The 11,690-nt window shown below is 68.3% G+C and carries 8 protein-coding genes; 7 read left to right on the top strand and 1 reads right to left on the bottom strand.

The window, feature by feature from the left end:
* Window positions 1–62: 62 nt before the first annotated feature.
* Window positions 63–284 carry a hypothetical protein gene (locus tag OG904_RS09490; RefSeq protein WP_405489288.1) on the bottom strand — a complete coding sequence of 74 codons (222 nt, stop codon included), beginning with the start codon at window positions 282–284 and terminating at the stop codon, window positions 63–65.
* 381 nt (window positions 285–665) lie between these two features.
* Between OG904_RS09490 and OG904_RS09485 the strand changes: the two genes are divergently transcribed.
* The 7 genes from OG904_RS09485 to OG904_RS09455 all read left to right on the top strand — a co-directional run bounded on the left by OG904_RS09485 (window position 666) and on the right by OG904_RS09455 (window position 11,579).
* A complete protein-coding gene (locus OG904_RS09485) occupies window positions 666–3,107 on the top strand; it encodes an ABC transporter family substrate-binding protein (RefSeq protein WP_405489287.1) in 2,442 nt (813 codons plus the stop codon).
* A 318-nt stretch (window positions 3,108–3,425) separates the two neighbouring features.
* Window positions 3,426–5,330: a translational GTPase TypA gene (gene typA, locus OG904_RS09480; protein ID WP_405489285.1), complete on the top strand. Its 1,905-nt coding sequence runs from the start codon at window positions 3,426–3,428 to the stop codon at window positions 5,328–5,330.
* Between the two features lie 452 nt (window positions 5,331–5,782).
* Window positions 5,783–7,420 carry an ABC transporter substrate-binding protein gene (locus OG904_RS09475; RefSeq protein WP_405489283.1) on the top strand — a complete coding sequence of 546 codons (1,638 nt, stop codon included), beginning with the start codon at window positions 5,783–5,785 and terminating at the stop codon, window positions 7,418–7,420.
* A gap of 174 nt (window positions 7,421–7,594) precedes the next feature.
* On the top strand, window positions 7,595–8,527 hold the full coding sequence (locus tag OG904_RS09470; protein WP_405489281.1) for an ABC transporter permease: 933 nt from the start codon (window positions 7,595–7,597) through the stop codon (window positions 8,525–8,527).
* Entirely contained in the window at window positions 8,520–9,467 is a 948-nt protein-coding gene (locus OG904_RS09465; protein ID WP_405489279.1) for an ABC transporter permease, read from the top strand. The genes OG904_RS09470 and OG904_RS09465 overlap by 8 nt, the downstream gene beginning before the upstream one ends.
* A 20-nt stretch (window positions 9,468–9,487) precedes the next feature.
* A complete protein-coding gene (locus OG904_RS09460; protein ID WP_405497896.1) occupies window positions 9,488–10,534 on the top strand; it encodes an ABC transporter ATP-binding protein in 1,047 nt (348 codons plus the stop codon).
* A complete protein-coding gene (locus tag OG904_RS09455) occupies window positions 10,527–11,579 on the top strand; it encodes an ABC transporter ATP-binding protein (RefSeq protein ID WP_405489277.1) in 1,053 nt (350 codons plus the stop codon). Before OG904_RS09460 ends, OG904_RS09455 begins: the two co-directional genes overlap by 8 nt.
* Window positions 11,580–11,690 lie beyond the last annotated feature (111 nt).

Raw genomic sequence — 11,690 nt, 5'->3', positions numbered from 1 at the left:
GAGGTCCGGCGGCCGCCGCTGCGGCCGGCCGGACCCGGTGGGGTGTGCGCGGGGAGCGCGGGTCAGGGAGCGCGGCGGTCGCGGGCGCCGAGGCCCTCGTCGTCGGAGTCCGTCCACAGCGAGCTGTCGTACGGAGTGTCCGGGACACTGATCATTCCGGTCTCGCCGGGCGGCCGGGAGGCGGCCGGTGTCTGCCGGGCGACGTCCTTCTCCAGCCGTTCCACCGAGCGGACCAGCTCGTTCAGGTTGCGCCGTACGGCGGTCAAATCGTCTTGCAGGGACATGACTTGCCCTCACTTCCGCTGGTGCGGTGGCAACGCTCATGTGCGCCTGAGAGTGTCGCGCCTCCCGTCCCCGGTTGTGAAGGGACGTGCCGGGATTACGGGCGCGCAGGCGTGAATCGTGCGCCCCTCCCTGACCCCGTTGCCATCCCTCCAACGGGGGAACACCCGCCCGGAAACCTCTCCGCGGCAGCCGGGGCGCAAGTCGGATTGGTCCGCACGGGTGGGGTTCGCGGCGTGGCGAGGGTCCACTGCGACGGGTGTGAGGGGGTGTCGATTTCAGTGGGTTTCGCCACCCAGTGTGATCAGCTCCATATACCGCCGAACGTGATCAAGGCCCCTTCCTTCTCACGCCCCCCACGCCCCGCCCCGGAGGTACCACCCATGTCCCAGAGAAGGCGCAGGTCCTTGGCACTGCTGACCTCGGGAGTCCTCGCACTGCCGCTGCTCGCGGGCTGCGGCGCGGGGGACGAGGAGGGCGGCCCGGTCGCCGCAGGGCAGGACATCGCGGCCGACACCCGCGACAAGATCACCGACGGCGGGGTGCTCCGCTGGGCCGTGGACGCGCTGCCCGGAACCCTGAACACCTTCCAGGCCGATGCGGACGCCACCACCAATCGGATCGCCGGGGCCGTCCTGCCCCAGCTGTTCGTGCTGGACGGCAAGGGGCGGCCGGTGGCCAACCCCGACTACCTGGAGAAGGCCGAGGTCGTCGAGCGGGAGCCCAAGCAGGTCGTCCTGTACAAGCTCAACCAGCAGGCGGTCTGGAGCGACGGCCGGGAGGTCGGCGCCGCCGACTTCGTCGCCCAGTGGAGGGCCCTGAACGGCAAGGACTCCGCCTACTGGACGGCGCGCAACGCCGGCTACGACCGGATCGAGAAGATCGAACGCGGCAAGACGGACCTGGAGGTCAAGGTCACCTTCGTCAGGCCGTACGCCGACTGGCGCTCCCTCTTCTCGCCCCTTTACCCCAAGCAGGTCACCGGCACCCCGGAGAGCTTCAACGAGGGCGCCCGGGGCACCCTGAAGGTCACCGCCGGACCCTTCTCGCTGGGCGCCATCGACAAGAAGACGGGCACCGCCGCCCTGACCCGCAACCCGCGCTGGTGGGGCAGCCCGGCCAAGCTGGACACCCTGGTCCTGACCGCGGTGCCCCGCTCCGAACGCCCCGCCGCGCTGGCCGCCGGCAAGCTGGATCTGGCCGAGATCGACCGTACGGGCGCCGACCGGATCGCCCTCGCCCACCGCGAGGCCGCCAAGGCCGACGGCGCCCACGGCCCCGCCGCCTCGGTGACGGCCGCCCAGGCGACCATGTCCTGGGCGCTCGCCTTCGGCGCGGACGAGGCCAAGGCCAAGACCGAGCAGGAGACCCGCCAGAAGCACGCGGAGGCGGTGAAGCGGTACGCCGAGGAGCAGGGCGCCCTGCGCTCCTTCACCGTCCGCAAGTCCCTGGAGCCCGCCTACACCCAGCTCGCCATGAACGGCGCCGCCGGCCCGCTCGCCGACGAGCGCGTACGCCGCGCCGTGGCCCGCGCCCTGGACCGCCAGGCGCTCACCGACATCGTCCTGAAGCCGCTGGGGCTGCCCGCGAAGCCGGTCGGAAGCCACCTCGCGCTGGCCGGGCAGCAGGCGTACGCCGACAACAGCGACGCCCTCGGCGGCCAGGACACCCAGGCCTCGCAGGCCCTGCTCGCGGACGCCGGATGGCGCCGGGGCGGCAAGATCACCGACCCGGGGGGTGCGAAGGCGGGCTCGGAGGCCGCGAAGGGGACCGACGACTCGAAGACGCCGACCGGCCCGGGCACCGGCAACGACGGGCTCTACATCGTCGGCCAGGAAGACGAGCGCAACGGCGACGGGCGCGGCGGCGACGGCCGGGGCCGCGACGACAAGCCCGAGGAGGCCGCCAGGGCCGCCCTGCGGGCCGACCACCCCGACCACCGCCCCGAAGGCCCCGAGAACCCGCTCGGCCAGGACCTGCCGGAGGGCGCGTACGACCACCCCGACGGGGAGATCGTCGACGCCGACGCCTTCGCCGCGACCCACCCCTCCCCGGTGCTCGCCCCGGCCCCCTTCGCGGCCGCCCAGGAGCAGCTCCTGCGCACCCAGGCCGCCCGGGCCGCCCGGGCCGGGTCCGTGGACGACGGCAAGCGCAGCCCGGCCCTCGACGCCGAAACGGCCGCCGAGCCCGCGGACCCCGCCAAGGCGAGCCCCGCCCCGGCCCCCGCCAAGCAGGTCGTGCGCAGCTCGGGGAACATGCTCGCCAAGGACGGCAAGCCCCTCACCCTGCGCTTCATCCTGCCGGCCGGTCCCGGCTCGGAGGCGCTGCGCACGGTCGGCGAGCGGATCGCACAGATGCTCCACAAGGTCGGCGTGCAGACGGAGCTGACCAAGGTGGCCGACGAGAGCTTCTTCAAGGACCACATCGCCTCGGGCCAGTACGACCTGGCCCTGTACTCGTGGCCCGCGACCGCCTACCCGGCCACCGACGCCCGGCCCATCTTCGCGAAGCCGGAGCCGGCCGCCGACGGCTCGCTCCTCGTCGAACAGAACTACACCCGGGTCGGCACCGACCACATCGACCAGCTCTTCGACCAGGCGGCCGGCGAGCTGGACGAGGAGACCGCCCGCGACCTGATGCGCAAGGCGGACGCCCGGATCTGGGCGGCGGCCGGTTCCATCCCGCTCTACCAGCGCCCCGAGCTGGTGGCGGTGAAGCCGGGCCTGACGAACGCGGGCGCCTTCGGCCTCGGAGCCCCGAGGTACCAGGACATCGGCTGGAAGAAGCCGGCCGCGCCCAAGGAGAAGAACGAGAAGAAGAAGTGATGACGAAGGGGTGCATCCCGGGTTGAGACGGGGTTCTCAACCTCAGATGTGACTCAAGTCCCTTGCCCGCCGGATGACCGGCGGGCAAGGTCGTGGATACCCGTTGACCCGCGTGTTTCCAGGCAGTACCGGCGGCCGAGACCCCCCACCCCGCACTCGGCCCCGCTCAGTCGTCCGGCCCCTTGACAGACCCCCCGGCAGGCAGTTCCCGTCAACCGACGTACGATGGGGTAAGGCCGTGGCAGGTTTTCCGCCCGGTCGAGGCTCGCGTGCCGGACCGTACGCGCCGCCATCCACGATCCCGGGAGAAGCGCCGAAGTGCCCACGCGCCACGACATCCGTAACGTCGCCATCGTCGCCCACGTCGACCATGGCAAGACGACCATCGTCGATGCCATGCTCAAGCAGGCCGGTGCCTTCGCCGCCCACCAGCACCTCGACGACCGCATGATGGACTCGAACGACCTGGAGCGTGAGAAGGGCATCACGATCCTCGCCAAGAACACGGCGGTGAAGTACCACCCGAAGGACGGGTCGGCCCCGATCACGATCAACATCATCGACACCCCCGGCCACGCCGACTTCGGTGGTGAGGTCGAGCGCGGTCTGTCGATGGTGGACGCCGTCGTCCTGCTGGTGGACGCCTCCGAGGGTCCCCTGCCCCAGACCCGCTTCGTCCTGCGCAAGGCCCTGCAGGCGAAGATGCCGGTCATCCTCTGCATCAACAAGACGGACCGTCCGGACTCCCGGATCGACGAGGTCGTCAACGAGACGTACGACCTCTTCCTCGACCTGGACGCCGACGAGGAGCAGATCGAGTTCCCGATCGTCTACGCCTGTGGCCGTGACGGCGTCGCCTCGCTGACCAAGCCGGAGGACGGCACCGTCCCCGCGGACAGCGACAGCCTGGAGCCGTTCTTCTCCACCATCCTGGCCCACGTGCCGGCCCCGGTGTACGACGAGGAGGCCCCCCTCCAGGCCCACGTCACCAACCTGGACGCCGACAACTTCCTCGGCCGCATCGCGCTCGTCCGCGTCGAGCAGGGCGAGCTGCGCAAGGGTCAGACCGTCGCGTGGATCAAGCGTGACGGCACGATCTCGAACGTCCGCATCACCGAGCTGATGATGACCGAGGCGCTCACCCGCAAGCCGGCCGAGGTGGCGGGCCCGGGTGACATCTGCGCGGTCGCCGGTTTCCCCGACATCATGATCGGCGAGACCCTGGCCGACCCGGAGAACCCGATCGCGCTCCCGCTGATCTCGGTCGACGAGCCGGCGATCTCCATGACCATCGGTACGAACACCTCCCCGATGGTCGGCCGCGGCGGCAGCGGCAAGGGCGCGGACGCCAAGTCCGCGGTCAAGGACCGCAAGGTCACCGCCCGCCAGGTCAAGGACCGTCTGGACCGCGAGCTGGTCGGCAACGTCTCGCTCCGCGTGCTCGACACCGAGCGTCCGGACGCCTGGGAGGTCCAGGGCCGTGGTGAGCTCGCGCTCGCCATCCTGGTCGAGCAGATGCGCCGCGAGGGCTTCGAGCTGACCATCGGCAAGCCGCAGGTCGTCACCCAGGAGGTCGACGGCAAGGTCCACGAGCCCGTCGAGCGCATGACCATCGACGTCCCCGAGGAGCACATGGGCGCCGTCACGCAGCTCATGGGCGTCCGCAAGGGCCGCATGGACAACATGTCGAACCACGGCTCCGGCTGGGTCCGCATGGAGTTCGTCGTCCCGTCGCGCGGCCTCATCGGCTTCCGTACGGAGTTCCTGACCGGTACGCGCGGTACGGGCATCGCCCACTCGATCCACGAGGGCCACGAGCCGTGGTTCGGCCCGCTGGTGACCCGTAACAACGGTTCGCTGGTCGCCGACCGTTCCGGTTCGGTCACGCCGTTCGCGATGATCAACCTCCAGGAGCGCGGTGTCCTGTTCACCGAGCCCGGCACCGAGGTGTACGAGGGCATGATCGTCGGCGAGAACTCGCGCTCCGACGACATGGACGTGAACATCACCAAGGAGAAGAAGCTCACCAACATGCGTGCGGCTTCGGCGGACAACACCGAGAACGTGGTGCCGCCGCGCAGGCTCTCCCTGGAGCAGTCCCTGGAGTTCTGCCGCGACGACGAGTGCGTCGAGGTGACCCCGGAGGCCGTCCGCATCCGCAAGGTCGTCCTGGACCAGAAGGACCGCTCGCGCACCGCGTCGCGCGCCAAGTCCGGCAAGTAGTCGCGTAGGACCCGGATCACACTTGGGTCCTCATCGCAGTCCCGTTCAACGAGCAGCCCCTCCCGTCACGGTCTCCGTGAGGGGAGGGGCTGTTCGCTTTTGTCAAGCGGATTGTTTCGATCCGGTGTCCGCGGTGTCCGCATACCGACCGTGACACTCCGGAAGAAGTGCTAACAGTCCGTTTCGTTCATGTCTGTCTCCTATCCGTTTGTCCGGATTTCGGGTTTTAGCCGTAGTGCGATGTTGTGAAAACGAGACCACTTAAGTGTGGTTTACGGTCAAGGCGTCCCTGAGGATGGCTCCATTGAGCTCGGGTCAATGGGTCACACGCTGTGGGGAGCGTCGACTCACGAGCACACTCGGGGCACTGGTTCCTTATCGCCGTCAGGGGTGTCGGCGAAACGCAACTCGTGCCCTTCACATCAGACAGTGGACTCATGAGGAGGAAACCCATGCGCGGTGCCAAGAGCGCCAAGTGGGTAACGGGCGCGATTGTCGTTGCCCTGGCTGCGACCGCTTGCGGTGGCGGCGGCGGCAAGGCGGCGGCCGGCAAGGGTGAGGTCGACCCGAACGGCATTTACTCCGTCGAGGTCGGTGAGCCGGAGAAGCTCCTGCAGCCGGCCGACACGATGGAGTCCAACGGCTCGATCGTCATGTCGGGTCTGTTCTCCCAGCTGGTCGACTACGACGCCGACGGCAAGATCGTCAACGTCAACGCCGAGTCGGTCAAGTCGGACGACAGCAAGCTGTGGACCGTCAAGCTGAAGCCGGGCTGGACCTTCCACGACGGCACCAAGGTGACCGCCGAGTCCTACGTCAAGGCGTGGAACTGGGCCGCGAACATCAACAACAAGCAGGGCAACGCGTCCTGGTTCGCCGACATCAAGGGCTACGAGGCCCTGCACCCCGAGGCCGAGGGCGCCAAGCCCACCGCCGAGGCGCTCGAGGGCCTGAAGGTCATCGACGAGAACACCTTCACCATCGAGCTCGCCAACGCCGTGCCGTACTTCGAGTACAAGCTCGGCTACGAGGTCTTCTCCCCGCTGCCGGAGTCCTTCTACAAGGACCCCGCCGCCGCCGGTGAGAAGCCGGTCGGCAACGGCCCCTACAAGTTCAAGTCGTGGGAGCACAAGAAGCAGATCGAGCTCACGCGCTACGACGACTACAAGGGCGAGAACAAGGCGAAGAACGGTGGTGTGGTCCTCAAGAACTACTCCACCCTCGAGACCGCCTACGAAGACCTGAAGTCGGGCAACGTCGACGTCCTGCGCCAGATCGCCTCGAAGGACCTCCCGGTCTACCGTGCCGACCTCGGTGACCGTGCCGTCGACCAGGCCTACTCGGCGATCCAGACGCTGGCCGTCGCGTTCTACGCCGACCAGTGGAAGAACCCGAAGCCGGTCAACCCGAAGGTCATCCAGGGCCTCTCGATGGCGATCGACCGCGCCACCATCACCAAGACCGTGCTCCAGGGCACCCGTGACCCCGCCACCGGCTGGGTCGCCAAGGGCGTCCTCGGCTACACGCCGGACGGCTCGGGTGACGTCGCCAAGTTCGACCCCGCGAAGGCCAAGGCGCTCATCGCCGAGGGCGGCGGCGTCCCGAACAACGAGATCTCCATCCAGTTCAACTCGGACGGCGGTCACAAGGAGTGGGTCGAGGCTGTCTGCAACAGCATCACCACCTCCACGGGCGTCAAGTGCACCGGCGACGCCAAGCCTGACTTCCAGGCCGACCTCCAGGCCCGCAAGGCCAAGCAGGTCAAGTCGTTCTACCGCTCCGGCTGGGTGCTCGACTACCCGGTGAACGCCAACTTCATCAGCGACCTGTTCCGTACGGGCGCCGGCGGCAACCAGGGTGGCTTCTCCAGCCCCGAGCTCGACGCGAAGATCGCCGCGGCGGACACGGCCAAGACCCTCGACGAGTCCGTGAAGGCCTACCAGGCCATCGAGAAGGACCTCGTCAACTACATGCCGTCGATCCCGCTCTGGTACTACAAGGTCAACGCGGGCTTCTCGGAGAAGGTCCAGAACGTGAAGTACGCCCAGGACGGCGACCCGATCCTTGAGGGTGTCGAGGTCAAGAAGTAAGTCCCACCGCGTAATTCCTTTCGACGGATGTGGGCCGGCGGGGAGCCGGCCCACATCCGGGCCTACATGCAGCGCCCGGGGGGCCCTTTCGCGACGCAGTGACGGAACCGTCACGCGCGTGCGTGGCGAAAGGGCCCGTCCGGCTGCGCCTGCCGCATCTTCTACGGAGGCATGATGGGGCGCTATGTCGCACGACGACTGCTCCAGATGATCCCGGTCTTCTTCGGGACGACCCTGCTCATCTTCTTTATGGTCTACAGCCTGCCCGGCGACCCCGTGGCCGGACTCTTCGGGGACAAGGGCGCTGACCCCGCCACACTGGCAGCGCTCCGTCACGAGCACGGGCTGGACCTGCCGCTCTGGCACCAGTACTGGAACTACATCTCCGGCATCCTGTTCCACTTCGATTTCGGAACGCAGATCCGGAGCGGGCGCGCGATCACCGATGTCATCGGGGACGCCTTCCCGGTCACGTTCCGCCTGGCGATCTTCGCCTTCGCCATCGAGATCGTCCTGGGCCTGGCCCTCGGGATCATCGCCGGCCTCAAGGCGGGCAAGCTGGCCGACAACCTCATCCTGATCCTCACCCTGCTGATCATCTCGATGCCGGTCTTCGTCCTCGGCTTCATCGTCAAGGCCGTGTTCGTCTACCAGCTCCACTGGATCGAGCCCAACGTCAGCACCCAGGAGACCTGGGCCGAGCTCATCGCGCCGGCCGTCGTACTGGGATCGCTGTCACTCGCCTACGTGGCACGGCTGACCCGCACCTCCATGGCCGAGAACCTGCGCGCCGACTACGTGCGCACCGCCGTCGCCAAGGGCCTGCCCAAGCGCCGGGTCATCGGTGTGCACCTCATGCGCAACTCGATGATCCCCGTCGTCACCTTCCTGGGTACCGACATCGGAGCGCTGATGGGCGGCGCCGTCGTCACCGAGGGCCTGTTCAACGTCAAGGGCGTCGGCAACCTCATCTTCGACGCGATCATCCGCCGTGAGGGCCTGACCGTGGTCGGTGTCGTCACCGTCCTGGTCGTGGTCTACCTGATAGCCAGCCTGCTCGTCGACCTCCTCTACGCGGTCATGGACCCGAGGATCCGGTATGCCTGACATGACCAAGACCGACACCGTGACGGCCGAGACCACCCCGGCGCCCGGTGCGCCGGTGGCAGCCGCGAAGCCGGAGAAGGCACGCAGCCTCTGGGGCGACGCCTGGGTCGACCTGCGCCGCAACCCGTACTTCGTCGTCTCCTCGGTGCTGATCTTCATCCTTCTGGTGATCTCCGTCTTCCCGAGCTGGTTCACCAGCATCGACCCCACCAAGGGCGATCTGGTGCACCACTTCCTCGGCAAGCCGGAGCTCTCCAAGGTCGGTTCGCCCGACTGGCTCGGCTGGGACGGCCAGGGGCGCAGCGTCTACGCCCGCCTCATCTACGGCACCAGGGCCTCGATCATCGTCTCCGTCTGCGTGACCGCGATCGTCACCGTCGTCGGTGGCATCACGGGCATGATCGCCGGTTACTTCGGCGGCCTCACGGACGCGATCATGTCGCGCATCACCGACGTGTTCTTCGGCATCCCGTTCCTGCTCGGTGCGATGGTCGTCCTCCAGGCCTTCAGCAAGCGCACGGTGTGGACGGTCGTCTTCGCCCTGGCCTTCCTCGGCTGGACGCAGATCAACCGCGTCATGCGCGGCGCCGTCATCACGGTGAAGCAGGCCGACTACGTGCACGCCGCGAAGGCCCTCGGCGCCGGCACCCCCCGGATCCTGATCCGGCACATCCTGCCGAACGCCATGGCCCCGGTGATCGTGGTCTCCACCATCGCCCTCGGCGGCTACATCGCGGCCGAGGCGACCCTGTCCTACCTGGGTCTCGGCCTGGCCTCCCCCGCCATCTCATGGGGTGTGGACATCGCCGGTGGTTCCGCGCAGATCCGAGTGGCGCAGCACATCCTGCTGTACCCCTCGATCATGCTCAGCATCACCGTCCTCGCCTTCATCATGCTCGGCGAAGCGGTCCGCAACGCCCTCGACCCCAAGCTGCGCTGAGGAGGGCGTAAGTGATCACCATGGACAACACCTCCAGCGTTCCCTCCCCGCGTGACGGGGACCCGCAGACGCCGCTCCTCGAAGTGCGCGACCTGCACGTCGAGTTCCACACCCGCGACGGTGTGGCCAAGGCAGTCAACGGCGTCAACTACAGCGTGAGCGCCGGCGAGACCCTCGCCGTGCTCGGCGAGTCCGGCTCCGGCAAGTCCGTGACGGCCCAGGCCATCATGGGCATCCTCGACATGCCCCCCGGCAAGATCCCGCAGGGCGAGATCCTCTTCCGCGGCCAGGACATGCTCAAGATGAGCTTCGAGGAGCGGCGCAAGCTGCGCGGCCGGAAGATCGCCATGATCTTCCAGGACGCCCTGTCCTCGCTGAACCCGGTGCTCACCGTCGGCTACCAGCTGAGCGAGATGTTCCGCGTCCACGAGGGCCTGTCGAAGAAGGAAGCCCGCGTCAAGTCCATCGAGCTGATGGAGAAGGTGAAGATCCCCGCCGCCAAGCAGCGCGTGGACGATTACCCGCACCACTTCTCCGGTGGCATGCGCCAGCGCATCATGATCGCCATGGCGATCGCGCTGGAGCCCGACTTGATCATCGCCGACGAGCCGACCACGGCCCTGGACGTCACCGTCCAGGCCCAGGTCATGGACCTCCTCGCGGAGCTCCAGCGCGAGCTCAACATGGGCCTCATCCTGATCACCCACGACCTCGGCGTCGTCGCCGACGTCGCGGACAAGATCGCGGTCATGTACGCCGGCCGGATCGTCGAGACCGCTCCGGTCCACGAGATCTACAAGCGCCCGGCGCACCCGTACACCCGCGGCCTGCTCGACTCGATCCCGCGCCTGGACCAGAAGGGCCAGGAGCTCTTCGCGATCAAGGGCCTGCCGCCGAACCTGCTGCGCCTGCCCACGGGCTGCTCGTTCAGCCCGCGCTGCGTCGCCGCGCAGGACATCTGCCGGTCGGAGATCCCCGTGCTCCAGCCCGTCAGCGAGCAGGACGGCACCGAACTGGCCGGCCGTCACAGCGCGTGCCACTTCTGGAAGGAGCAGATCCATGGCTGAGCTCACCAAGAACGCCCCCGTGCGCGAGCCGATCCTCCAGGTCCGCAACCTGGTCAAGCACTTCCCGCTGACCCAGGGCATCCTGTTCAAGAAGCAGGTCGGCGCGGTCAAGGCGGTCGACGGGATCTCCTTCGACCTGTACCAGGGCGAGACCCTCGGCATCGTCGGCGAGTCCGGCTGTGGCAAGTCCACCGTCGCCAAGCTGCTGATGAACCTGGAGCGCGCCACCGCCGGCGAGGTCTTCTACAAGGGCCAGGACATCACCAAGCTGTCCGGCCGCGCCCTGAAGGCCGTACGCCGCAACATCCAGATGGTGTTCCAGGACCCGTACACCTCGCTGAACCCGCGCATGACGGTCGGCGACATCATCGGCGAGACCTACGACATCCACCCCGAGGTGGCCCCCAAGGGCGACCGGCGCCGCAAGGTGCAGGAGCTCCTGGACGTCGTCGGCCTCAACCCGGAGTACATCAACCGGTACCCGCACCAGTTCTCCGGCGGCCAGCGCCAGCGCATCGGCATCGCCCGCGGCCTCGCGCTCAACCCGGAGATCATCATCTGCGACGAGCCGGTCTCCGCGCTCGACGTGTCGGTGCAGGCCCAGGTCATCAACCTGATGGAGAAGCTGCAGGAGGAGTTCAACCTCTCCTACATCTTCATCGCGCACGACCTCTCCATCGTCCGGCACATCTCGGACCGCGTCGGGGTCATGTACCTCGGCAAGATGGCCGAGATCGGCACCGACGAGCAGATCTACGAGCACCCGACGCACCCGTACACCCAGGCGCTGCTCTCCGCGGTGCCGGTGCCGGACCCCGAGGCCCGCGCGCACCGCGAGCGGATCATCCTCACCGGTGACGTGCCCTCGCCGGCCAACCCGCCGTCGGGCTGCCGTTTCCGCACCCGCTGCTGGAAGGCCGAGGAGAAGTGCTCCGTGGAGGAGCCGCTGCTCGCGATCCCCGAGCGCTTCCAGGGCGTCAAGACCCTGGCCGCGCACGAGTCGGCCTGCCACTTCGCCGAGGAGAAGGCCGTTCTGGCCGTCTGACCCCCGCGGACACGCACCGAAGGCGCCCGGTACCGGAACTCTCCGGCACCGGGCGCCTTCGCGTCCGCGCGGGGTGCGCGGACGCAGGCGCGCGCCGCCCGCGCACCCGCC

The organism is Streptomyces sp. NBC_00096, assembly GCF_045041305.1.
Taxonomy (GTDB): Bacteria; Actinomycetota; Actinomycetes; order Streptomycetales; family Streptomycetaceae; genus Streptomyces.
This window is presented reverse-complemented; position numbering and strand designations above follow the sequence as displayed.